The sequence below is a fragment of the Pantoea sp. UYEF8 genome (assembly GCF_040546285.1).
Taxonomy (GTDB): Bacteria; Pseudomonadota; Gammaproteobacteria; order Enterobacterales; family Enterobacteriaceae; genus Pantoea; species Pantoea brenneri.
The window spans coordinates 221,976-246,482 of sequence record NZ_JBEPNM010000003.1 but is presented as its reverse complement, the minus strand read 5'-3'; the positions used below and the strand labels follow the sequence as shown (position 1 = coordinate 246,482).

The following is a 24,507-nucleotide window of genomic DNA, read 5'->3' as shown; positions in this document are numbered from 1 at the left end:
CAATCAGGGTGTCTGCCAGCCACCGCCCAGCGCGGCAATCAGCGCCACGCTGCTGACCCACTGGGTGCTTTGCAGCGTCAGTAAACTCTGTTGTTCGGTCAGGCTGCTGTTTTCGGTGGTGGCCACGTCGAGATAGTCGATCATCCCGGCCTCATACTGATTGCGCGTCACCCGCGCTGATGTCTGAGCCGCCACGGCTGCGCGCTGCTGGGCCGCAATCTCGCCCTGCAGGGTGTTGAGTTCCACCAGCTGATCTTCCACCTCCTGTAACGCTGCTAATACCGTCTGACGATAGCTGGCGACGCTGGCATCCCAGCTGGCACGTGCCTGATCAACCTGCGCCGAGGTGGCGCCAAAGTCGAGCAGCGTGCCGCTTAGCTCCGGCCCCAGCGACCAGACGCGGTTGGGCAATGAGAACAGCGAATGCAGTGCCGATGAACTGACGCCGCCGCTGGCGCTGAGGGTGAGATCCGGATAGTAACCAGCCACCGCCACGCCAACCGCGGCGTTAGCGGCCGCCATGTTACGTTCGGCATAGGCGATATCAGGACGGCGTTGCAACAGCTGGCTCGGCAGCCCGGCCGGCACCGTGGGCAGCGTGGCGTGCAACGGCGCGGCAGGCAGGCTGAAGTCCGCCGGCGCTTTGCCCACCAGCAGCGCGATGGCGTGTTCCATCTGGGCACGCTGCCACTGATAATCCTGCGCCGAGGCGCTGGCGCTCTCCAGCTGCATCTGCGCCTGTGCCTGGGTAGCGAGCGACGCCGTGCCAGCCTGATACTGGTTAGTGATCACCTTCAGGTAGCGCTGGTAGGCCGCCACGCTCTGCTGATAGAGCGCAATTTTCTGGTCGATAAAACGCAGCTGGAAATAGTCCTGCGCCAGTTCAGACTGGGCGCTAAGGGTGATATTGGCCAGTTCCGCCGCGCTGGCCGCCGCGCTGGCGCGATTCTCTTCCAGCGTGCGACGCAGTTTGCCCCACAGATCCAGCTCCCAGCTGGCACTCAGTTCGGCCTGATGGCTGCTGCTGGTGGTGCGGGCGCTGCTGCTGGTGGCGTGGCTGCCGCTGCGCGTCACGCTGCTGTCATAACCCAGTGACGGAAACAGCGCGGCGCGTGACTCGCTCGCCAGCGCCTGCGCCTGACGGTACTGCGCCGCATAATTGGCGACGTTCTGGTTCGAGATACTCACCTGGCTAAGCAGGCCGCTCAGGGTGGCGTCGTGATAAACCGCCCACCATTCGCCTTTGCCCTGCTGATCGCGCGGCGTCGCCTGCTGCCAGCCTTTGGCCTCTTTATAGTGAATCGGTACCGCCATCGCTGGGCGCTGGTAGTCGGGACCAACAGTACAGCCGCTCAGCAGCAGCATCAGAACAAGCGGGATAACGGGTTTCATCAATCAGGATTCCGCATGGCGCAGACGACGCCATTGACGTTGAGTGGCACGGCTCAGACGATCGAGCCACAGATAAATAACCGGGGTGGTGAACAGCGTCAGCAGCTGGCTGAGCGCCAGACCACCCGCGATAGCGATCCCGAGCGGACTGCGCAGATCGGCATCGCCGCCGCTGCCAAGTGCCAACGGTAAGGCACCAAAAAAAGCCGCCAGCGTGGTCATCATGATCGGCCGGAAGCGCATCAGACAGGCCTGGGTAATCGCCTGTTGCGGCGTCATGCCCTGCTCTCTTTCGGCGCTGATGGCGAAGTCGATCATCATGATGGCGTTCTTTTTGACGATGCCGATCAGCAGAATGATGCCAATCAGCGCGATCACCGTCAGCTGGGTGTTAGTCAGCAGCAGCAGTAACAGCGCGCCGACGCCCGCTGACGGCAGGGTCGACAGAATGGTCAGCGGATGGATATAGCTCTCATACAGCACGCCGAGCACGATATAGACCGCCGCCAGCGCCGCCAGAATCAGCCACGGCATGGTGGCCGTGAGCTGAGAAAAGGCGGCGGCCGTCCCGGCAAAACCGGCCTGGATGGTGGCGGGCAGGCCCAGCTTCGCCATCGCCTGCTTGATCAACCCCTGCGCCTGCTCGAGCGAGACGCCATCATTGAGGTTAAAGGCCACGGTGCTGGTGGCGGACTGGCCCTGATGCGTCACGGCCAGCGGGGCGTTGCCGCCGCTGAAGCGGGTAAAGGCCGACAGCGGAATACGATCGCCGCTGTCGTTAATCACATACAGCTGTTGCAGCATCGCCGGATTGGCGGTGTCGCTATCCTGCAACGACATCACCACGTGATACTGATTCAGGGTGTGATAGAGCGTGGCGATCTGCCGCTGGCTGAAGGCATTATTCAGCAGCGTATCCAGCATCTGCACGTTGACCCCAAGCCGGGTGGCGCGATCACGATCGATGGTCAGTTCCACTTCCTGGCCGCCGGTCTGCGAATCCGAATCAACGCTGTTGAGCTGGGGGATCGCCGCCAGCGCCGCCTGCACTTTCGGCGTCCAGCTGCGCAGCAGATCGAGATCGTCAGCCTGTAAGCTGTACTGATAAGTGGCGTTGGCGCTGCGTCCGCCAATGTGCAGGTCCTGCGCCGCCATCAGGAACATCTGTGCGCCAGCCAGCTGGCTGGTTTTACGGCTCAGCCGGTTCGCCACTTCGGTGGCGGTGGCATCACGCTGATCGAAATCTTTCAGCCGGACAAAGAAGTTGGCGCTGTTGCGCGCACCGAACATCCCGCTGCCCATCGACGACATGACGCTCTCTACCGCCGGATCGGCCTCGATGATTTTGGTAAACATCTGCATCTTCGGCTTCATCGCCTGGAATGAAATGTTCTGGTCGGCGCGCAGTGCGCCCATCAACAGCCCGGTATCCTGATTCGGAAAGAAGCCCTTCTGTACCACCGAATAGAGAAACAGGTTGAGCAGCACGGTCAGCAGCAGGCTGAGCAGCGTCAGTTTCTGATGACGCATCACCCACGCCAGCCCGCGCGCGTAGGCGGCCAGCAGGCGATTCAGCAGGTTCTCAATCGCCTGGTAGAGCGGGTGCGGCCGCTGGCTGAGCGGCGGTTTCGGCTTCAGCAGCCGGGCACAGAGCATCGGGGTCAGGCTGAGTGAGACAAATAGCGAGATCAGCAGCGACACGGTGAGGGTAACGGCGAATTCGCGGAACAGTCGTCCGACGATGCTGCCCATCAGCAGGATCGGAATAAACACCGCGATCAGTGAGATGGTCATCGACAGTACGGTGAAACTCACCTCCTGCGCCCCGCGCAGCGCCGCCCGCAGCGGACTCAACCCGCGCTCAATGTGGCGGGTAATGTTCTCCAGCACCACGATCGCATCGTCAACCACGAAACCGGTGGCGATAATCAGCGCCATCAGCGACAGGTTATCGAGGCTGTAGCCAAGCAGATACATCACCGCGCAGGTGCCGATCAGCGATACCGGCAAGGCCAGCGCCGGAATGATCACCGCCTGCAGATTGCGCAGAAAAACAAACACCACCGCGATCACCAGCAATACCGCAATCAGCAGCGTCTCTTCGGTGTCATACAGCGAGGCGCGCACGCCGGGCGAGCGGTCGACGACGATGCGCAGTTGCGTATCCGCCGGCAGATCTTTTTCCAGCTGCGGCAACTGCGCTTTTATGGCGTCGATGGTGTCGAGCATGTTGGCGCCTGCCTGACGCTTGATGCCGATCATCACCGAGGGCGTGGCATTGAGAAAACCGGCCTGATAGCGATCTTCCACCGAGTCGTAAACCGTGGCGACATCGTGCAGCCGCACCGCTTTGCCCTGCTGATAGCTGACGATCAGATCGCGATAGCTGGCCGCCTTATCCAGTTGACCATTGCTGTCGACCAGCCATGACTGCCCGCTGCCCTGCAGCACGCCTTTGGGCAGATTGGTGGTGCTGTTCGCCACCGCGCTGCGCACCGTATCCAGCGAAATACCATAGTGGGTCAGCTTCAGCGGTTGCAGATTAATCCGCACCGCCGGCAGGGCACTGCCCATCAGCGAGACTTCGCCCACGCCGTTAACCTGGCCCATCGCCTGTTCGATTTTGCTCTCGGCCAGATCGTAGAGTTCACCGGGCGTGCGGGTGGCAGAGGTCAGCGCCAGCATCACAATCGGCGCATCGGACGGATTGGCTTTGCGGTAGGTCGGCAATGACGCCATCGCACTCGGCAGCAGGCTGCGCGCCGCGTTGATCGCCGCCTGCACGTCACGCGCCGCGCCGTTGATATCGCGATCCAGTTCAAACTGCAGAATGATGCTGCTGGAACCCTGCGAGCTGCTGGAGGTCATCTCGGTGATACCGGCAATCTGTCCGAGTGAACGCTCCAGCGGCGTGGCGACGGTCGCCGCCATGGTTTCCGGACTGGCACCGGCCAGGCTGGCGCTGACCATGATGGTCGGGAAATCGACCTGCGGCAGCGGCGCGACCGGCAGCAGACGATAGCCGAGTACGCCGAGCAGCAGAATCGCCAGCGTCAGCAGCAGCGTCGCCACCGGGCGGAAGATAAACAGCCGGGTCAGATTCATTGTCCGCTCCGCGCCGGTTGCTGACGACGTTTCACCCAGCGCTTGCCGCGCTGTGCCAGCGCATCAAACCACAGGTAGATCACCGGCGTGGAGAACAGCGTCAGCACCTGACTGACGATCAGTCCGCCGACAATCACCAGCCCCAGCGGCTGACGCAGTTCTGCGCCAGACCCGGACGCCAGCATCAGCGGCAGTGCGCCGAGCAGCGCCGCCATGGTGGTCATCAGAATCGGCCGGAAGCGCAGCAGGCAGGCCTGATGGATCGCCTCCCGCGGGCTGAGATGCTGCTGATGTTCCGCCTCCAGCGCAAAGTCGATCATCATAATCGCGTTCTTTTTGACGATGCCGATCAGCAGGATCACGCCAATCAGCGCAATCAGGCTGAATTCGGTGCCGGCCAGCAGCAGCGTCAACAGCGCCCCGACCGCCGCCGACGGCAGCGTCGAGAGGATGGTGACCGGATGGATAAAGCTTTCATACAGAATGCCGAGCACCACATACATGGTGATCAGCGCCGCCAGAATCAGCCACAGCGTGTTGCTGGTGGCACTCTGGAACGCCGAGGTTTCCCCCTGATAGCGCAGCGTAATGCTCTCCGGCAGCGCAAGCTGCTGCCGCACTGCCGCGATCGCCTGTTGCCCCTGCTCCAGCGAATAGCCGGGATTGAGGTTGAAGGAGATCATCACCGCCGGGAACTGGTTCAGCCGCATGTGCATCAGCGCGCCGGTTCGCTGGTGAATCGTGGCAATTGAGGTCAGTTTTACCATCCCGCTGCTGGCCGTGGTGCTGGTGGTCGAAGCGGTGCTGCTGCCGGAGGTTGTCGTGCTGCTGTCCGAACTATCCGAACTGTCCGAACTGTCCGTGCTGTCGGACGGTTGCAGATAGATATCATCAAACGATGCCGGACCCTGCTGCCAGGCGGGCGCGACTTCCAGCACCACCCGATATTGATTCGACTGGGTGAAGATGGTCGACACCAGCCGCTGACCGAAGGCGTTGTAAAGCGCAGTGTCCACGTCCGCCGCCGTGATGCCGTAGCGCGCCGCTTTGTCGCGGTTCAGCTCCACAAAGGCGACACGTCCCTGATCCTGCAGGTTGCTCACTACACCGTTAAACTCTGGCCGCTGCTGCAGGGCCGCCACCAGCGCAGGTGACCATTTCACCAGGTTCTCGCTGTCGGCGTCGTCAAGTGTGAACTGATACTGGCTCGGTGAGACCTGATCGTTAACCGTCAGATCCTGCGCCGGTTGCAGATAGAGCTGAATCCCGGTCACGCCGGCGGTGGCCTGCTGCAGTTGTTTAATCACCTCATCCGCCTTGACGTCACGCGCGGCAAACGGCTTGAGGTTGATCTGCAGGCGGCCACTGTTAAGGCTGCTGTTGGTGCCATCAATGCCGATGATCGAGGAGACGCTTTCCACCGCCGGTTTTTTCATGATCAGTGCCGACAGCGCCTGCTGCCGGGTGGCCATCGCGCTGAAAGAGACATCCTGCGACGCGACGGTCACTCCCTGAATCAGACCGGTATCCTGAGTCGGGAAGAAGCCCTTCGGCACCACCAGATAGAGCAGTGCGGTCAGGGCTACCGTCGCCAGCGCCACCAGCAGCGTCAGTTTCTGGTGGTTCAGCACCACCGTCAGCAGCCGGTCATAGCCGCCAATCAGGCGATCAAACAGCACGCCGCCTTTGCGGGCAAAAGTGGACTGCCGCTCTGGTGGAATGTGGCGCAGCAGATAAGCACACAGCATCGGCGTCAGGGTCAGCGATACCACCATCGACACCAGAATCGCCACTGCCAGGGTGATGGCAAACTCGCGGAACAGCCGCCCGACCACGTCACCCATAAACAGCAGCGGGATCAGCACCGCAATCAGCGAAAAGGTCAGCGAGATGATGGTAAAACCAATCTGCTGTGATCCTTTCAGCGCCGCTTCCAGCGGGGATTCGCCCTGCTCCAGCCGCCGGGAGATGTTCTCGACCACCACAATCGCATCGTCGATGACAAAACCGGTGGCGATGGTCAGCGCCATCAGCGACAGATTGTTGAGGCTGAAGCCCGCCAGATACATCACGCCGAAGGTCCCAATCAGCGACAGCGGCACCGCCACGCTGGGGATCAGCGTCGCCGCCACGTTGCGCAGGAACAGGAACGTCACCATCACCACCAGCGCAATCGACAGCATCAGTTCAAACTGCACGTCGCTGATCGAGGCGCGAATGGTCTGGGTACGATCGGACAGGATAGTCATCTTCACCCCATCCGGCAGCGCCGCCTGCAGCACCGGCAGCTGCGCCTTGATGTTGTCCACCACCTGAATCACGTTCGCGCCGGGCTGACGCTGCACGTTGATCACAATCGCTGGCCGATTATTGGCCCACGCCGACTGAAAACTGTTCTCCGGCCCCTGCTCAATGAGGGCAATATCCTTCAGCCGCAGCGCCGCGCCATTCTCATAGCTGAGGATCAGGTTGCCGTACTCAGCGACGGTGCGCAGCTGATCGTTGGCATCAATGGTTACCGAGTGATATTTGCCGTCAAAGCCGCCTTTGGAGCCGTTGACGTTGCTGTTGCCAATCAGCGTGTTGACCGCTTCCAGCGTCAGATGGTGGGCAGCGAGCGCTTTCGGGTTGATCCGGACCCGAATCGCCGGCTGTTGTCCGCCCGCCAGCGTCACCATCCCGACGCCAGAAATCTGCGACAGCTTGAGCGCCACCCGGGTATTTATCAGATCCTGCACCTGCGTCAGCGGCAGCGTGTCGGAACTGGCCGCCAGCGTAATCACCGCGCTGTCCGCCGGGTTAACCTTTTTATAGGTTGGCGGATTGGGCAGATCGTCAGGCAGCAGGCTATCGGCGGCATTAATCGCAGCCTGCACCTCCTGCTCGGCGACATCCAGTGACAGATCGAGGCTGAATTTCAGCGTAATCACCGACGAGCCGCTGGCGCTGGCGGAGGTCATCTGACTCAGTCCGGCCATCTGGCCCAGCTGGCGCTCAAGCGGCGCGGTCACCGACGACGCCATCACATCCGGACTGGCACCGGGATAGAGCGTGGTGACCTGAATGGTCGGATAGTCGACCTGCGGCAACGCCGAGGTGGAGAGAAACTTATAGGCAAAAATGCCGGCAATCAGCACGCCGACCATCAGCAGGATGGTGGCGACCGGACGCAGTATAAACAGCCGTGACGGATTCATTTGGCCTCAGCGCTTGCCGGTGCAGGCGTCTCATCCGCCAGTGAAACCTTGCTGCCGTTAGTCAGCCGATCGATTCCTTCGGTGACCAGCCGATCGCCTGGCGCAACGCCGCTGAGGATCGCCTGATGATCGTCGTCAACCGCCGGACCGGTGGTGACCGCTTTACGCGTGACGCTGTTGTCCTGATTGATGACGAAGACAAAGCTGCCGTCGCTGCTTAATTGCAGTGCCTGAGCCGGGATCACCGTTACGCCTTTCAGCACCCGGGTCTGCAGCCGCAGATTGACGAACTGGTTGGCAAACAGCGACTCATCCTGGTTGGCGAACAGCGCTTTCAGTTCTACGGTGCCGGTGGCGGTATCGATCTGGTTACTGATGTACTTCACCTCGCCGTTGGCGAGCAGATGCTGGTTATCCTGGTCAAACAGCGTAGCGGGCAGGCTCTGGCCCTGATGCAGGGCGCTCACCAGCGTCGGGATTTCGCTCTGCGGCACGCTAAAGGTGACCGCCGCTGGCTGCATCTGGGTGATGGTTACCAGGCCGGTGCTGCTGGAGGTCTGTACCATGTTGCCCGGGTCGACCTGACGCAGTCCGACCCGACCAGCGATCGGCGCGGTGATGCGGGCATATTCGATACTCAGTCTGGCGCTGGCGATCTGCGCCTGATCGGCGGCGACTGCCCCGCGATACTGCCCTACCGTGGCGATCTGGCTATCCAGATCCTGGCGCGACAGCGAGTCCTGCGCCGCCAGCTTGCGGTAGCGTGCCAGCGTCAGTTCGGCGCTTTTCAGCAGCGCCTGATTCTGATTAAGTTCGCCCTGATACTGATTCAGCGTCGCCTGGTAGCTGCGCGGATCGATCTGCGCCAGCAGCTGACCAGCGCTGACCTTCTGACCTTCGGTGAAGAAGACCTGTTGCAGCTGACCATCGACCCGGCTGGTGACCGTCACGCTGGCGTTGGGGATCACCGTGCCGAGCGCATTCAGCCAGACCGGCACATCGGCACGGGTCGCGACGCCGCTGTGTACCAGGGTCGCGCCGCCGCCCATTCTGCCGGGCGCACCGCGTCCGCCAGGCGGCATCGCCCCGTCCGGTGCTTTGCCGAGGGGCAACAGACGCCAGGCCACACCAGCGATGGTCGCCGCCACAATCAATAAAAGCAGCCATTTCAGCCAGCCGGAACGCGCGGAGCGTGAGTGGTGAGTCATCATCGAACTCTTCAGATAAACAGAAAAAGAACATCCCGGAGGGTGCGGAATATGAAGTGAGCCACCTGCAGTGGCTGATGGCGCTGCCGCGAATTCGCCAGCATGAAAACCACCAGCCGGGGCTTCACGGCGGGCATTATCGGCGAAATGTTACGCGCCTTTCTATCGGCAAAAGGTAAGGGTTTCGTTAAGAACAATGATGATGTTGACGGCACGCGCAGGCGGGAAAACACGGACGACGCGCGCGGCCTGACGCAGGCAAAAAAAAACCCACGCATCTGCGTGGGTTGGTGCAATAACAGGGTAATCACTGCCGAAGCGGTGTTGTTTTCACACCCATCAATACCTCTGGGACCTCTATCCTCGCACTGTTTCGTGCCGCAGCAACAGAGGGAAAACGCAACCGAATTCGGGGAAATGCAACGAGGTGTGAATATCTCCCTCGCCGCACTTACACTCTGATTTTTCTAAGATTTATCTTAGTTGTTCGCTGCGGTAGCGCTGTAAATGGCATCCGGCGCGATGTTCATGTGCTTCAGTACCGGCCCCATGATGTTGCCGAATACCGGCGCCGCTACCGAGCCACCAAAGTGATCGCCAGCGGTCGGATGGTTAATCATCACCACCAGCGCCACTTCCGGATGACTGGCAGGCGCGATACCGGCGGTATAGTTGACGTAGCCGCCATCATATTTGCCGCTGTTGCCCATCTTCTCAGCGGTACCGGTTTTGGTCGCCAGACGATAGCCCGGCACCGCAGCTTTCACCCCGGTCCCGCCCGGCAACACGTCGCTCTCCAGCATGTGTACCACCTCTTTCACCGTTTCCGGATTCGCTACCTGCTTGCCCAGCACCGGCGGGGTGACCCGGGTAATCGACAGCGGACGGTAGACGCCGTAAGAGCCGAGGGTGGCGTATTCACGTGCAATCTGCAGCGGCGTGACGCGCAGGCCGTAACCAAAGGAGAAGGTCGCCCGTTCGATGTCCGCCCAGCGGGTGCGGTGCAGCGGGAAGTAACCGACGCTCTCGCCGGTTAAGCCCAGGCCGGTCGGTTTACCGAGGCCAAACGCATGATAGGTATTCACCAGCGCTTCAGCCGGCATGGCCAGCGCAATGTGCGACACGCCGATGTCACTCGACTTCTGCAGGATGCCGGTCATGGTCAGGCGCGGCCAGTGGCCAACGTCGCGGATCAGGTGGCCGTTGACCCGGTACGGCGTGGTATCAATCACCGAGTCCGGCCGCACCAGATGACGCTCCAGCCCTTCCATCACCACCAGCGGCTTCACCGTCGAACCGGGTTCGTAACTGTCGTTAATCGCCGCGTTTCGCATCTGGGCGGGCGTGGCGCCATCGTAGTTATTGGGGTTGAACGACGGATAGGAAGCCATCGCCAGAATCTCGCCGGTGTCGATTTTCACCAGCACCGCCGCACCGGAGTCCGCCTTGTTGATCAGCACGCCGTCGCGCAGTTTGCTGTACAGGGTGTATTGATCGTATTTGTCGATGCTGAGCTGCACCGTCGGCGGCTGCGTCGGCGGCTGATAGTTGATCATCGCGATGATATTGCCGGCAGCGTCCTGGCGATAAACCTCTTTACCCGGCTCGCCCTGCAACACCTTGTCAAAGCCCTTCTCCAGCCCGTTCAGGCCGACATTATCGGCACCGACGATGCCAATCAGCGGCGCAGACGCTTCACTCATCGGATAGAAACGGCTGTCGTCGTAGACCTCACTGATGCCTTTCAGCTTCAGCTCTTTAATATCTTTGGCGATACCCAGTTCGATTTTACGTCCCAGATAGAGGAAGCGGCGTTTTGGATTGGCGGTGATCTGCGCCGCCAGTAACTCCGGCCGGGTATTCAGGGCGGCAGCCAGATAGGCCCATTTTGCACTGGTGAAGTCGGGGTTGCTCTCCAGCACACGTAACGGATCGGCGATCACGTCGCGTGACGGTACGCTGAGCGCCAGTGCTTCGCCGTTGCGATCCAGCAATGTGCCACGGCTGGTTGGCAGCGTGACGGTGCGCAGCGAGCGCTGATCGGCTTCGTGCTCCAGCATCGGCTGGTTGAGAAATTGCAGGTCCGCGACGCGCGCCAGCAATACCACCATGCAGGCCAGCACACCAAGGCAGATAAGACGGAAGCGAAAAGGGTTAAACGGGGCTTTAATCTGGTCTTTTCCCAGTAGTTTTTTAATCCGGGGCATGGCAATCCGCTGCGCTAAAGAGATAAAAGAGGGCTTAATTGAGCAGTTATAAAGAAAGCGCTGACCGGTTAACAGGAAAACTGTGTATCAGTTCGTTATCGGCCGCTAAATGCCGGGCAAAAAAAACCTGCGCATCTGCGCAGGTTGGTGTAATCAAGAAAATCTATTGATGTTCACCCATCAATACCTCTGGGACCCTGACTGTAGCAAGCGGGCTCGATCGGCTGCCATCGCTCAAACGCAACAGTTACCGGCAAAGTGTAACTGGCTATGAGATCCTTACGCTATTTTGCAATCCGGATGTTTTTTGATTTCTACCAGACAACTCATGGCGTTAGGTCCCTGGGTCAGTGACGAAGTGCCGATATCGAGCGTCAGGACGTTGGGATTACCGGCGCGATCGTAGGGCTGCCATGCCTGACCGAAACCGGGATCAAACCAGGCACCGGTGGCGATAATCACCACGCCCTGGGTCAGCCCTTCGGTCAGCCGGACGCCGGCCAGCATCACGCCGCGCGCATTGCTCACCTCGATTTCGTCACCGTCCACGATGCCACGCGCCGCCGCATCCAGCGGATGCATATACAGCGTTTCGTGACCGGCGGTTTTATTGCCCTGCACGGTGCCGGTGCCATCCAGCTGGCTGTGCAGCCGGTCAGCAGGCTGGATCGAGATCATATGCAGCGGATAGTCGCGGCTGATCGGCGCACCCAGCCACTCCTGCGGCTCGCGCCACTCCGGATGGCCGGCAAAATCGTCAAGCTGGTAGTCGGCAATCGTCTGGCTGAACAGCTCGATTTTGCCGCTGGCGGTGTTGATCGGATTGGCCTGCGGATCGGCGCGGAAAGCATCCATAAACACGTAAGGTTTGCCGCCCTCGGGGATCTCAACAAAGCCGCGCTGCCAGAACGCCTCAAACTCAGGGAAGCTGATGCCTTTGCGCTGGTGCGCCACGGCACACTGCTGATAGAGATGCGCAATCCACTGCATCTCGTTGCGTCCTTCGGTAAAGGTGTCGCGGTAGCCAAGACGCTCCGCCAGATCGGCAAAGATATCGAAGTCGTTGCGCGCCTGATGTTGCGGTTTGATCGCCTGATGCATCGCCAGCACAAAGCGGTCGCGTGACGATCCGCCAATGTCGTTGCGCTCCAGCGTCGTGGTGGCGGGCAGCACGATATCGGCCATCTGCGCCGCCGGGGTCCAGACAATGTCCTGCACCACGACGGTGTCAGGCCGCTGCCAGCCCGCCACCAGCCGGTTGAGCTGCTGATGGTGATGGAACGGATTCCCGCCCGCCCAGTGCACCATATGGATGTCAGGATAGTGCAGCGTCTCGCCCTGGAAGGTGTAAGGCTGGCCGGGATTGAGCAGCATATCGCTGATACGCGCCACCGGAATCGACAGGCCGGACGGGTTGGGTCCGGTATTCATCATCGGTGCCGGGCCGTCCTGGCGCGGATTGCCAACGCTGTTCATCGACCCGTGACCGAAGGAGAAGCCCGCGCCCGGCAGCCCTGGCTGACCGAGCATCGATGACAGGGCGATCATCATCCAGTACGGCTGCTCACCGCGATGGGCGCGCTGAACCGAATAGGAACAGGTGATAAAGCTGCGTTTACCGATCAGCTGCTGCGCCAGTTGCACGATGCGATCGGCCGGGATGCCGGTGATACGGCTGGCCCAGCCGGCGGTTTTCGCCACGCCATCCGCTTCGCCCAGCAGGTAGGCGCGCAGTTGCGGCCAGCCGGTGCAGTGGCTGGCGAGAAACGCCTCGTCCACCGCGCCGCGCTGGGTAATCTCATAACCCAGCGCCAGCATCAGCGCCACGTCGGTATTCGGGCGAATCGGGATCCACTCGGCGTTGAGGAAGGCCGGGCAGTCATCGCGCATCGGGCTGATATTAATCACCGGCGTGCCTTTGGCCGCCAGTTGCTGCAGCGCCGGTTTCAGGCTGTGCTGCCCGGCTCCGCCCGACGCGACCTGGGCGTTCTTCAGCGCCAGTCCGCCAAAGGCGACAAAAATCTCTGCATGTTCCACCACTTCCGGCCAGTCAGTAACGCGACCAGTCAGCGGCATATAGGTGCCAATGACATAAGGCAGGAAAAATTGTGCCGCGCCCCAGCTGTAGTTGCCCTGCTGGTCGACGCCGCCGCCGCCCTGAAAATAGAAGCGGCGGATCAGGGTGCGGGCATGGTTAACCCGTCCGGCTGATGACCAGCCGTATGAGCCATTGAAAATGCCCGATGCGCCGTAGCGCTCGCGGATACGGCGGTTTTCATCCGCCACCAGGTCGAGCGCGGTGTCCCAGTCACCGCCACAAAATCTTCCCGGCCCCGCAGCGTGCGATCGCTGTTTTCACGTGACTTCAGCCACGAGCGACGCACCATCGGCTGGCGGATACGCTTATCGGAGTAGACCAGTTCAGGAAGGGTGTGGATCATCGGGGACGGATCGGCATCGGCGAAAAAAGGCTCGCAGCCAATCAGGCGATCGTTTTCAGTGACGGCGGTGAAGGCGCCCCAGTGCGCCAGGTGTGGCACTTTGGTTTTCATCGTTGTTTTTCACGGCAGAGATTTGGGGATAATCAGCATAGCATGGCGTGCCACTTCAGCAGAAGGCGTGCCGGACGGCCCGATTTCGCCCTCTTTTGCGACGACGCTGGCATTCTGCTGGCTTGATGTGGCGGCCCTTTTCCGTAACACTGATGCGATGTGTAAACGTTTTCCCCGGAAGCAGGTAAACGCATGGCTACCATAAAGGATGTTGCCCGACTGGCTGGCGTTTCTGTCGCCACAGTCTCCCGTGTAATCAATAATTCTCCCAAGGCCAGCGACAGCTCGCGCCAGGCCGTCGGCCAGGCAATGGAGCAACTTCAGTATCATCCAAACGCCAATGCACGCGCGCTGGCGCAGCAGTCGACCGAAACCCTCGGGCTGATTGTCGGTGATGTGTCGGACCCGTTTTTTGGCGCGATGGTCAAAGCGGTCGATGAAGTTGCAGGAAAAACCGGCAACTTTTTGCTGATTGGTAACGGTTACCACAATGAGCAAAAAGAGCGGCAGGCGATTGAACAACTGATGCGCCACCGTTGCGCAGCGCTGGTGGTGCACGCCAAGAAAATACCGGATGCAGAACTGGAACTGTTAATGAAACAGGTGCCGGGTATGGTGCTGCTTAACCGGCTGATCAAAGGCTTCGAAAAGCGCTGTATTGCGCTCGATGATCGCTACGGCGCCTGGCTGGCGACCCGCCATCTGATCCAGCTGGGTCACCAGAATATCGCCTTTATCTGCTCGACCCACACCATTTCCGATGCCGAAGATCGCCTGCAGGGTTACTACGATGCGCTGAAAGAGCACGGCCTGCCGTGCAGCGATCGGCTGGTGACCTGGGGTGAACCGGATGAGGTGGGCGGCGAAACGGCGATGACCGAACTGCTGGGACGCGGTAAAAATTTCACTGCGGTCGCCTGCTACAACGACTCAATGGCCGCCGGCGCGCTGGCGGTGCTGAGCGATAATGGCGTCCGCGTGCCAGAGGAGATGTCGCTGATCGGTTTCGACGATGTGCTGGTATCACGCTACGTGCGTCCGCGCCTTACCACCGTGCGCTATCCCATCGTCACCATGGCGCAGCAGGCCGCCGAACTGGCGCTGGCGCTGGCCAATGACCAGCCACTGCCGGAAGTAACCCACATGTTCAGCCCGACGCTGGTGCGCCGCCATTCGGTCAGCGGTCCGGCATCATAATGGGTCGCGGCCGGTTCAGGCCGCGCCCGTCTACTTAAAGGCGCGCAGCAGCGTTTCCAGCGGCCTGACCAGCGCAATCACCGTCTCATCCTGCACCTCTGCCGCCGCGTCCAGCGTGGCGTGCATCTGTGCCACTTCGCTGGCCCCAAAGGCCTGGTTGCGGGCCCAGGCATTCACCAGCGAAATCCCCATCCGACTCAACGCGTCCACCTGTTGCGCACTGTGGGCCAGCGGCTTCAGCAGGTAGTTAGCATTAAGCAGTGGCATCACCTGGGCGGTATTAGCCTGCCAGCGCTGGAGCTGACGTTGAATCGCCGCTGCCGCCGTTGGATCGGTGCGATTGGCGATCAGCGCGCTAACCTGATGTTCCAGCTGACGCACCGCCTCACTCTCGGCGGGCAACACATCCGCCAGCCGGTTTAACGGCTCATGGTAATCATAATGGCCGGCCTGAAACTTCACATGCTGGCGGGTATAGTACTGCGCCGGTTCCAGCACCTCGGCCAGCACCTGCAGCGGCGCGATATCACTGCGGTTGGCCAGCCGCATCATCTGACGTTCCGCCTGGGCGTGTTGCTGAGTGCCGACAGAGACGCTGCTCCAGCGATCCATCGCCGCCAGCCGCTGATACATCTCATCGCTATCGGTAACATCCTGAGCGGACCACAAACGCTCGGCGACCACAAAGGCGCGCGGCCACAGTTTGGTATCGATAATCTGGCTGTTGATATTCTCGGCCCACAGCGCCGCCTCACCGCCCAGCAGGTTTTGCTGCATCTGCTGCGGTGTCGGCAGCGTGGGCGCAATCCCGGCCGGTGCCTGCGCCAGCTTTTTGCCGCTGACCGGATACCGCACGTTCCCCACCAGCACATAGCCGCTGAGCGCCTGCGTATGCGGTTGCAGCGTCACCACTGGCTGCAACGGCCCCATCCAGCTGTCGACCTGAAAACGCACCTGTTGCGTCGATAGCCAGTCGATCTGGCTGACCATCCGCCGCGCTTTGCCGGCAAAGTCGATAAAGCCACGCCAGCCCTGCTGCCCCTCAATCAGGGTAAAACTGCCCTGCACCGGACTGCCTTTCAGTCGCGGCAGGGTGAATGCCCAGCTTTGCGCCTGCTCGCCCGGCTGCAGCTTATCCTGGCCGTTGAGTCCCTGCGGATAGATTTCGTTGCGGTAGTGATAGCTGGCGGGCTGCGGCTGATCGAGATAGAAGCCGGTGGAAAGGATGCCGCGCATGTTCTCTTTGGCGACCTCGCTCAACGCATCCTGGCCCTGCCACGACTGGATCAGAATGCTGCGCGGCAGATCGGGATGGGCGATCTCATCCCAGCCGACCATCTGACGCTGGTGCTTCTCAAGGATCTTCTCAACCCGCTGGTTGAACCAGGCCTGCAGAGCATGGGCATCTTTCAGCCCGCGATCGCGCATAAATTGCTGGATGTGCGGAGACTGGTTCCACTGGGTCGGATCGACCTCATCGCCGCCAATATGCAGCCACGGATCGGGAAAGATCGCCGCCATTTCACCCACCAGAGTGTCGATCACCTGATAGACCTGCTCATTGCTGGGATCGAGCAGCGGTTTAAACACCCCCCAGCCACGCTCCATCTGATAGGGACCCGGCGCGCTGATCAGTTCCGGCATCGCCACCGCCAGCGCCGAGGCGTGGCCCGGCAGATCCAGCTCCGGCACCACCCGCACGCCGCGATCGGCGGCATACTGCACCAGTTCACGCATCTGTTGCTGGCTGTAATAGCGGCCATCGCTGGCTTTCTGCTGGAGCTGGGGATAGTGGCTGGAAGCAAAGCGCCAGCCCTGATCGTCGGTCAGATGCCAGTGAAAGACGTTCATCCGGGCGGCAGCGATGCCATCAATTTGCCGCCTGAGGGTTTCAATCGGCATAAAGTGACGAGCACTGTCGATTAATATTCCACGCCAGGGGAATCGCGGCTGATCATCAATGGTCACGTAAGGAAGGGTGGTGCCCCGATCGCCGTTCTGAATCAGCTGCAACAGGGTTTCCATGCCGCGCATCGCGCCGAACCGGCTGGGGGCGCTGAGCAGTACGCCGCTGCCATCAATTTGCAGGTGATAACGTTCATCACTGTCGGGCTGCGGCAGCGGATCGACCGCTTTATCAATCACGATACGGATGGTTGGCTGTGCCACCGGCTGGCGGGCGGGCAACAGCGGCCAGCCGGTCTGATTAGCGATGCGTTCCAGCCAGCGCGCCTCGGCCCCCGCCAGATGATCGCCGGTAATCTGCAGTGTTAGCTGCGGCGTCAGGCTCAGCGTCCCGCCGCTGGCTGGCTGTTCAACCCGCTGCGGCCAGGGCATTAAGGGAAGCTTTTCAGCCAGCGCGGGTGAGACCAGCGCCACACTCATCACGCAACTTATCGCACCATAACCAGCAATCAGAGAACGGCGTAACCACATTGGCGGGCATCCTTGTAGAGTCAATGACTTATCACGGGTAAACCCTGATTAAAGTTGTTTCGCGCAGTTAAGCAAGTTAATCCATTAAGAAATTTGAACTGAAGGCGAAATAGTTAACATCCGACGCTTTTTTCTGCCCGCTTCGCCCTTCCTTGTTTCAGGTCAAAATTCGGTGGAATAATTCGCAACAATCACTACATGTAGGGATTAGAATCCTGCGAATACCCATATGTAGTCTCTGGAGGGATAATGGCGACGGTAGTGATTAAGCGTGATGGATGCCGGACAGGCTTTGATGCACAACGTATTCAGCAAGCTGTGGCCGCTGCCGCGCGCGCGGCAGAGGTGGACGATGCGGCCTGGTGCGCGCAGGTGGCGCAGCGTGTCAGTACGCTGCTGGCCGACCGTCAGGAAGTCGACATCCGCGAGATCCAGTGTGCGGTTGAAGAGACGCTGATGGCCGGTCCCTATCCGCAGCTGGCCCGGACCTATATCGAATATCGCCACGATCGTGACGTCGCACGCGATCGCCAGAGCCAGTTGCATCACGCCATTCGCGGGCTGGTCGATCAGACCAATGCTGCTCTGCTGAACGAAAATGCCAATAAAGACAGCAAAGTGATCCCGACCCAGCGCGATCTGCTGGCCGGGATCGTGGCGAAGCACTATGCACAGCAGCAGATCCTGCCGCGTGATGTGGTGCTGGCCCACGAGCGCGGCGAGATCCACTATCACGATCTCGACTATTCGCCCTTCTTCCCGATGTTTAACTGCATGCTGATCGATCTGAAAGGGATGCTGACCAACGGCTTTAAAATGGGCAATGCCGAGATTGAGCCGCCAAAATCGATCGCCACCGCGACCGCCGTTACTGCGCAGATCATCGCTCAGGTCGCCAGCCATATCTACGGTGGCACCACCATTAACCGGATTGATGAGGTGCTCGCCCCGTTTGTTGAACTGAGCTACCGCCGGCATCACGCCATCGCCGTGGAGTGGCAGATCGCTGAGGCGGAGCAATACGCGCAGCAGCGCACCGAAAAAGAGTGTTACGACGCCTTCCAGTCGCTGGAGTACGAGGTCAATACCCTGCATACCGCCAACGGTCAGACGCCGTTTGTCACCTTTGGCTTTGGGCTGGGCACGGACTGGGCGGCCCGGCTGATCCAGCAGTCGATTCTGCGTAACCGGCTGGCCGGTCTGGGCAAGAACCGCAAAACCGCGGTGTTCCCTAAACTGGTGTTCAGCATTCGTGAAGGGGTCAACCGGCGCGCAGGCGACATTAACTACGACATCAAGCAGCTGGCACTGGAATGCGCCAGTAAGCGCATGTATCCCGATATTCTCAATTACGATCAGGTGGTAAAGGTCACCGGTTCATTCAAGACGCCAATGGGCTGCCGCAGCTTCCTCGGCGTGTATGAAGAGGATGGCGAGCAAATCCATGAAGGCCGCAACAATATCGGGGTAATCAGCCTCAATCTGCCGCGTATCGCCCTGGAGGCGGCGGGTGACGAGACGCGCTTCTGGTCACTGCTGGATCAACGTCTGCTGCTGGCGAAACGGGCATTAATGACCCGCGTGGCGCGCCTGGAGAAAACCAAAGCGCGGGTGGCACCGATCCTTTATATGGAAGGGGCCTGTGGCGTTCGCCTGAACGCCGATGATGAAATCGGACCGATTTTCCGCAACGGCCGCGCCTCACTGTCGCTGGGTTATATCGGCCTGCATGAAACCCTGAACGCGCTAAGCGGCGGCCAGCATCATCCGTATGATGATGCGGCTCTGCGCGCCAAAGGGGTGGAGATTATCGCCCATCTGCGCGCCGCGACCGATCGCTGGAAAGACGAGACCGGTTACGGCTTCAGCCTCTACAGCACCCCAAGTGAAAATCTGTGCGATCGCTTCTGCCGGCTTGATGCAGCGGAATTTGGCGTGGTGCCCGGCGTCACCGACAAAGGCTACTACACCAACAGCTTCCATCTCGACGTCGAGAAGAAGGTGAATCCGTACGACAAAATTGATTTTGAAGCGCCCTATCCGCCGCTGGCGAATGGCGGTTTCATCTGTTACGGCGAATACCCCAACATCCAGCACAACCTGAAGGCGCTGGAAGATGTCTGGGATTACAGTTATGACCGCGTGCCCTATTACGGCACCAACACCCCGATTGACGAGTGCTACGACTGCGGGTTCAACGGCGAGTTTACCTGCACCAGCCGCGGCTTTACCTGTCCGCAGTGCGGCAACCACGATCCGGCCCGCGTCTCGGTCACCCGCCGGGTCTGCGGCTATCTTGGCAGCCCGGACGCGCGGCCTTTCAACGCCGGTAAACAGCAGGAAGTGCAGCGTCGGGTGAAACATCTCGAGGGCCCGCTGGGATGATGCGTATCCATCGCTATTACGATGTGGATATTGTGAACGGGCCGGGCACGCGCTGTACCCTGTTTGTCGCAGGCTGCGAACATCAGTGTCGCGGCTGCTACAACCAGAGTACCTGGCGGCTCGATTCGGGCGTTCCCTTTACCCTGGCGATGGAAGAGCAACTGCTGGCAGATTTGCAGGATACCCGCATCCCGCGTCAGGGACTGTCACTGAGCGGCGGCGATCCGCTGCATCCGCATAACGTGCCGCACATTCGCCGGCTGGTGAAACGGGTGCGGCAGGCGTGCCCCGATAAAGATATCTGGCTGTGGACCGGTTACCGGATGCAGGAGCTGAATGGTGCCCAGCGCGAGGTGCTGGACTATCTCGACGTGCTGATTGATGGCCGCTTTGTCGAGGCCGAGAAAGATCTCCGGCTGCTGTGGCGTGGCAGCCGCAATCAGCGTATCTGGCAGCTACGCTGAGTGACGTGGAATATCTCCTGACTCGATGATAGTCACGCTGTCGCCGCCCGGCGTAAAGGCCTGCTGATGCAGACAGCGCGCCACGTCACGCGCGGTGACTGAACGCCAGTTGCCCGGCAGCAGGCCAAACAGCGGCGCCATCAGACTCTCTCCTCGGCGCGTCTGCGCCCGATCGCCCAGCAGTAACGAGGGCCGCACCAGCGTCAGCCGCGGCCAGCCCTGATGCCGCAGTGCATTTTCCATCTCACCCTTGACCCGATTGTAAAAAAACGGCGAGTGACGACTGGCACCGTGCGCACTGATCGCCAGCATCTGCTTCGCCCCTAAACGTAGTCCGCTCAGGCCACTGTCGACCACCAGCGTGTAATCGACGTGGATAAAGGCCTGCTTGCTGCCCGCCTGCTTGCGGGTAGTGCCCAGACAGCAGAACACCGTATCCAGCGAGGTTTGTAATGGCCCGAGCACGTCGGTGAGATCCGCTTCAACCGGATTAACCACCTTGCGCATCGCGGGTAACGCCCGCCGGGTCGGCGCAATAATTTCATCAACCCGCGGGTCCTCAATCAGTAAGCGCAGCAGATGCGATCCGACTAATCCGGTGGCCCCAGTCAGTAATACGCGATTCATTTCAGATTCGTCCTTATTTCACTGCTCACAGGTTAAAAGATAGCTGATCTACGCGGCCTGGCTTGCGTTCTGACATGGAGCGTCCAGGCTTAATACATTAATCAGGAAAGCGCATCCCGCGCTCCACCGTTTAAGGAGGAAAAGATGAGCAAGAAAGTTGCGGTTTTGATTACCGATGAATTTGAAGACTCAGAATTTACCTCACCGGCCGAAAGTTACAAAGGCGCTGGCTTTGAGGTAATCACCATCGAGAAGCAAGCGGGTAACGTGGTCAAAGGGAAACAAGGCGAAGCGGAAGTGACCATCGATCGCAGCATCGATGATGTCAGCCCGGCCGAATTTGATGCGTTGCTGCTGCCCGGCGGTCATTCACCGGATGCCCTGCGCGGCGACGATCGCTTTGTCGCGTTTACCAAAGAATTCGTCGCCAGCGGCAAACCTATCTTTGCGATTTGCCATGGCCCACAGCTGCTGATCAGCGCCAATGGCGTACGTGGCCGCAAGATGACCAGCGTGAAGGCGATTGCCATTGACCTGGTAAACGCGGGTGCTGACTTCCACGATAAAGAAGTGGTGGTTGACGACGATAAGCTGGTCACCAGCCGGACGCCTGACGATCTGCCGGCGTTTAATCGCGAATCTCTGCGGATCCTCGAAGCGATTTAACCCGCTGCGCCCCTTTCCTGCCGGAGAGGGGCCGCTAATCCTGCCTTACCTCTTGCCGTACCCAGGCAATTTTCTTGCCGAAGCCCAGCGCATTATCGGTCATCTTCACTTCATCCAGCTGAATCTCCCACAGCGGTGCGGACACCTTACGCGCAATCGGAAATCGCTTGTGGTAGGCGCTGCGCGCCACGTGCTCTGCCTCGTCGCTTAGCCGCACGATATGGCCGCGATACTGCACGCCTTTGATCAGCAACACGCTTCTGGGCTGGCCGTTCACCGTGCCCGCCACCTGCGGATTTTTCATCACCAGCAGGCCGTGACGGGTATCCGGCTCCGTCATGATCCAGAACGCCATGCGTGCTTCGTCGAAGACGTAATAACAGTTGGCGCACCACAGCTCATCATCGGCGGTGCAGCAGAGGGAAAGGACGTGTTGTTTTCTGAGGTAGCGAACCAGATGGGCATGGTCGGACAAGGTGATCTCCTGACGGCGCACCGGATAGCGACAGGCGGCGAAGCGCGCTACACTGCCCGGCACTGTTTTTATGGAATCCATTACGATGAGTCAGCGCTGGCAACTCTACATCGTCCGTACGGCGAAAGGGAGCCTCTACACCGGCATCACCACCGACGTTCCGCGCCGGGTGGATCAGCATCAGCGTGGACGCGGCGCCCGGTCGCTGCGCGGCAAAGGCCCGCTGGATCTGGTGTTTCACTGTGAGGCGGGCGATCGCGCCAGCGCCTCCAGACTGGAGTATCAGGTGAAGCAACTGACCCGCCAGCAGAAATTACTGTTGGTGGCGAGCCAGCCGGTTAGTCTGGAAAGCTGGCTGGGTACGCCGGTTAAGGCTGACGGTTAAAGGGTTCAGCGTATTCGATGCGCCCTTCGGCACCGTCGAAGGCATTATCCGCCAGACGGTAGACCTGGAAAGCGGCTTCGCTACCGGGCCAGCGGCTGTGCAGGCCATAGCGGGCAGCAGGCTCAAAGCCAAAGCGGTTAAACAGCGCCGGATCGCCCAGTACCACGACTGCGCTATAGCCGAACTCATTCAGCGTATCCAGCCCTTCATAAATCAGCTGTTTCGCAATGCCCTGACCGCGCAGGCTTTCGTCCACCGCCAGCGGGGCCAGTCCGACCCAGTTGCGATCGTCGCCCTGTACGCTAACCGGACTGAATGCGGCATAGCCCAGCACCTGTCCTTCCTCGTCGGTCGCTACCACGCCCAGCGTCAGCAGGCCATCTTCACGTAACGCCTGGGTCAGTTCAGCTTCGGCTGAGGTGCTGAAACAGCGCCTCAGCAAACTGTCGATGCCCGCGGCATCAACGCCAATCTCGGTACGTATTAACATGCAACACCCGCGCGCGCCTGTGTGGCCTTCGCGTCCTGTTTCATTCCGGCTTCAACAAAATTCGCCATCTGCTGAATTGCCGTGCGTAATGCGGTGGGCATGGCGTCGAGTTCAATAGCATCCATTACGTTCTTCACCTCCAGTCCCAGCTCGGTGTCGCCTTCAATCGCCAGACGGCGCTGAAAGAACAGCATGTCGGGATCTGCTTTGCGTGCTGCCACCAGCAACAAGTCATTGGCATTGCCCCGAAACCAGACATCCGCTTCGGCGTGCTGCAATACCGCCAGTCGGCCATCCTGCATCGTCGTGATCCATTGCAGACTGACATCCGCAATGTCTATCCCCAGCAGGCGTCCTTCGAGAAAGTCTAACTCACCTTCGGCCAAAGCATGGCGAAATTGCCAGTTTAGGAGTTGTTGCAAAAGCAACTTTTTAACCGGGAATGGGGTTAGCGCTGCGGGTAAGCCTAAGATTTCAGGCGCCTTTTTCACAATATGGGCATGTAACCGCTCTAACACTTTCTTCACTCCCTTCAGAAAATTTTACGTATATTGCCACATCCTTTTCTGCGCGCCTCCTCTGAGATCAATAAAAACCGCTGACGGTCGATTAAAAAAACATCATCGGCGATGATCAATTGGAATTTCACTGCCCCAAATCAACGTTTGCCCGTCGGCAGATGCCTAGACTCGTTGCCCATCTGCATGTCGAGAGGATTACCGATGGAACTGCTCTGCCCGGCAGGAAATTTACCCGCAGTGCGCATCGCCGTAGAGAATGGCGCCGATGCCGTGTATGTGGGACTGAAAGATGACACCAATGCGCGCCACTTTGCGGGCCTGAACTTCACCGATAAAAAGCTGGCTGAGGCCGCGCGCTATCTGCATCAGCATCAGCGTAAACTGCATGTGGCGATCAATACCTTTGCCCATCCGGACGGCATGGGACGCTGGCAGCGGGCGATTGACGTGGCGGCACAAAACGGTGCAGATGCGCTGATTCTGGCGGATATTGCCACACTGGAATATGCCGCATCCCGCTATCCGCAGGTTGAACGCCATCTGTCGGTGCAGGCCTCCGCCACCAATCTTGAGGCGGTTCGTTTTTACCATCGACACTTCAACTTACACCGCGTGGTGCTGCCGCGCGTGCTGTCAATTCATCAGGTAAAACAGCTCGCCCGCTCAACCCCGGTGCCGCTGGAAGTGTTTGCTTTCGGCAGCCTGTGCATTATGGCTGAAGGACGTTGCTACCTCTCTTCATGGCTGACCGGTGAATCGCCCAACAGCGCCGGTGCCTGTTCGCCAGCGAAGTTCGTGCGCTGGCAGCAGACGCCACAGGGCATGGAGTCACGTCTGAATGAGGTGCTGATCGATCGCTATGCGCCTGACGAAAGCGCGGGCTATCCCACCTTATGCAAAGGTCGCTATCAGGTTAACGATCAGCGCTATCACGTGCTGGAAGAGCCCACCAGCCTCAATACGCTGGAGCTGCTGCCGGAGCTGCTGCGTGCCGGCATCGCCTCGGTGAAGATTGAAGGCCGCCAGCGCAGCCCGGCTTACGTGGCTGACGTGGCGCGCGTCTGGCGTCAGGCAATTGATCGCTGTAAGGCACAGCCGGAACATTTCGGCGTGACGCCAGAGTGGATGAAGACGCTGGGCGATCTCTCAGAAGGAACGCAGACCACGCTGGGTGCCTATCACCGTGAATGGCAATAAGGA

At 60.0% G+C, this 24,507-nt stretch carries 17 protein-coding genes and 1 pseudogene; 7 read left to right on the top strand and 11 right to left on the bottom strand.

The genetic code is table 11. From position 1 onward, the window contains the following. Positions 1 to 3: 3 nt before the first annotated feature. The 4 genes from ABIB18_RS07450 to ABIB18_RS07435 are packed head-to-tail and all read right to left on the bottom strand — an operon-like array spanning position 4 to position 8,905. Positions 4 to 1,392 (bottom strand): efflux transporter outer membrane subunit, encoded by a 1,389-nt coding sequence (locus ABIB18_RS07450; RefSeq protein WP_279809669.1) that lies wholly within the window; start codon positions 1,390 to 1,392, stop codon positions 4 to 6. Positions 1,393 to 1,395: 3 nt separating this feature from the next. Then, entirely contained in the window at positions 1,396 to 4,497 is a 3,102-nt protein-coding gene (locus tag ABIB18_RS07445; protein WP_354473899.1) for a multidrug efflux RND transporter permease subunit, read from the bottom strand. Next, a complete protein-coding gene (locus tag ABIB18_RS07440) occupies positions 4,494 to 7,694 on the bottom strand; it encodes an efflux RND transporter permease subunit (RefSeq protein ID WP_354473898.1) in 3,201 nt (1,066 codons plus the stop codon). Before ABIB18_RS07440 ends, ABIB18_RS07445 begins: the two co-directional genes overlap by 4 nt. Then, positions 7,691 to 8,905, bottom strand: a complete 1,215-nt coding sequence (locus ABIB18_RS07435) for an efflux RND transporter periplasmic adaptor subunit (RefSeq protein ID WP_354473897.1) — start codon at positions 8,903 to 8,905, stop codon at positions 7,691 to 7,693. The genes ABIB18_RS07440 and ABIB18_RS07435 overlap by 4 nt, the downstream gene beginning before the upstream one ends. Before the next feature lie 99 nt (positions 8,906 to 9,004). On the opposite strand from ABIB18_RS07435, the gene ABIB18_RS07430 reads away from it, so the two are divergent. Further along, a complete protein-coding gene (locus ABIB18_RS07430) occupies positions 9,005 to 9,364 on the top strand; it encodes a hypothetical protein (RefSeq protein WP_069728803.1) in 360 nt (119 codons plus the stop codon). A 17-nt stretch (positions 9,365 to 9,381) separates the two neighbouring features. Here the strand turns inward: ABIB18_RS07430 and ABIB18_RS07425 are convergent, their stop codons facing one another. Together ABIB18_RS07425 and ABIB18_RS07420 are read right to left on the bottom strand one after the other, a co-directional pair. After that, on the bottom strand, positions 9,382 to 11,109 hold the full coding sequence (locus tag ABIB18_RS07425) for a penicillin-binding transpeptidase domain-containing protein (protein WP_031375393.1): 1,728 nt from the start codon (positions 11,107 to 11,109) through the stop codon (positions 9,382 to 9,384). Between the two features lie 279 nt (positions 11,110 to 11,388). Next, positions 11,389 to 13,661: pseudogene (locus ABIB18_RS07420) on the bottom strand (molybdopterin guanine dinucleotide-containing S/N-oxide reductase). A gap of 192 nt (positions 13,662 to 13,853) precedes the next feature. Between ABIB18_RS07420 and galR the strand changes: the two are divergent. Beyond that, positions 13,854 to 14,858, top strand: coding sequence for an HTH-type transcriptional regulator GalR (gene galR / locus ABIB18_RS07415; protein ID WP_069728801.1), 1,005 nt, complete (start codon positions 13,854 to 13,856; stop codon positions 14,856 to 14,858). A gap of 30 nt (positions 14,859 to 14,888) precedes the next feature. On the opposite strand, the gene ABIB18_RS07410 is transcribed toward galR, so the two are convergent. Continuing rightward, positions 14,889 to 17,294 (bottom strand): beta-N-acetylhexosaminidase, encoded by a 2,406-nt coding sequence (locus ABIB18_RS07410; protein ID WP_354473896.1) that lies wholly within the window; start codon positions 17,292 to 17,294, stop codon positions 14,889 to 14,891. A gap of 249 nt (positions 17,295 to 17,543) precedes the next feature. On the opposite strand from ABIB18_RS07410, the gene nrdD reads away from it, so the two are divergent. Then, on the top strand, positions 17,544 to 19,679 hold the full coding sequence (nrdD, locus tag ABIB18_RS07405) for an anaerobic ribonucleoside-triphosphate reductase (RefSeq protein ID WP_031375394.1): 2,136 nt from the start codon (positions 17,544 to 17,546) through the stop codon (positions 19,677 to 19,679). Beyond that, positions 19,676 to 20,143 carry an anaerobic ribonucleoside-triphosphate reductase-activating protein gene (gene nrdG, locus ABIB18_RS07400; protein WP_046289161.1) on the top strand — a complete coding sequence of 156 codons (468 nt, stop codon included), beginning with the start codon at positions 19,676 to 19,678 and terminating at the stop codon, positions 20,141 to 20,143. The genes nrdD and nrdG overlap by 4 nt, the downstream gene beginning before the upstream one ends. Here the strand turns inward: nrdG and ABIB18_RS07395 are convergent. Further along, positions 20,135 to 20,770, bottom strand: a complete 636-nt coding sequence (locus tag ABIB18_RS07395; protein WP_089561311.1) for an NAD-dependent epimerase/dehydratase family protein — start codon at positions 20,768 to 20,770, stop codon at positions 20,135 to 20,137. The genes nrdG and ABIB18_RS07395 overlap by 9 nt on opposite strands. Positions 20,771 to 20,914: 144 nt before the next feature. Here ABIB18_RS07395 and ABIB18_RS07390 point away from each other — a divergent pair, with 144 nt between their 5' ends. Continuing rightward, positions 20,915 to 21,436, top strand: a complete 522-nt coding sequence (locus ABIB18_RS07390; protein WP_031375397.1) for a type 1 glutamine amidotransferase domain-containing protein — start codon at positions 20,915 to 20,917, stop codon at positions 21,434 to 21,436. Between the two features lie 34 nt (positions 21,437 to 21,470). Here the strand turns inward: ABIB18_RS07390 and ABIB18_RS07385 are convergent, their stop codons facing one another. Further along, the gene (locus tag ABIB18_RS07385; RefSeq protein ID WP_031375398.1) at positions 21,471 to 21,911 is read right to left on the bottom strand and encodes a YhbP family protein; all 441 of its coding nucleotides are present in this window, start codon (positions 21,909 to 21,911) and stop codon (positions 21,471 to 21,473) included. Between the two features lie 85 nt (positions 21,912 to 21,996). Between ABIB18_RS07385 and ABIB18_RS07380 the strand changes: the two genes are divergently transcribed. After that, positions 21,997 to 22,296 carry a GIY-YIG nuclease family protein gene (locus ABIB18_RS07380; RefSeq protein ID WP_031375399.1) on the top strand — a complete coding sequence of 100 codons (300 nt, stop codon included), beginning with the start codon at positions 21,997 to 21,999 and terminating at the stop codon, positions 22,294 to 22,296. Here the strand turns inward: ABIB18_RS07380 and ABIB18_RS07375 are convergent. Next, positions 22,280 to 22,786 carry a GNAT family N-acetyltransferase gene (locus ABIB18_RS07375; RefSeq protein ID WP_031375400.1) on the bottom strand — a complete coding sequence of 169 codons (507 nt, stop codon included), beginning with the start codon at positions 22,784 to 22,786 and terminating at the stop codon, positions 22,280 to 22,282. The two genes, ABIB18_RS07380 and ABIB18_RS07375, sit on opposite strands and share 17 nt — an antisense overlap. Next, positions 22,780 to 23,304 carry a ubiquinone anaerobic biosynthesis accessory factor UbiT gene (ubiT, locus tag ABIB18_RS07370; protein ID WP_031375401.1) on the bottom strand — a complete coding sequence of 175 codons (525 nt, stop codon included), beginning with the start codon at positions 23,302 to 23,304 and terminating at the stop codon, positions 22,780 to 22,782. The genes ABIB18_RS07375 and ubiT overlap by 7 nt, the downstream gene beginning before the upstream one ends. 204 nt (positions 23,305 to 23,508) lie before the next feature. Between ubiT and ubiU the strand changes: the two genes are divergently transcribed. Next, positions 23,509 to 24,504: a ubiquinone anaerobic biosynthesis protein UbiU gene (ubiU, locus tag ABIB18_RS07365; RefSeq protein ID WP_046289159.1), complete on the top strand. Its 996-nt coding sequence runs from the start codon at positions 23,509 to 23,511 to the stop codon at positions 24,502 to 24,504. Positions 24,505 to 24,507 lie beyond the last annotated feature (3 nt).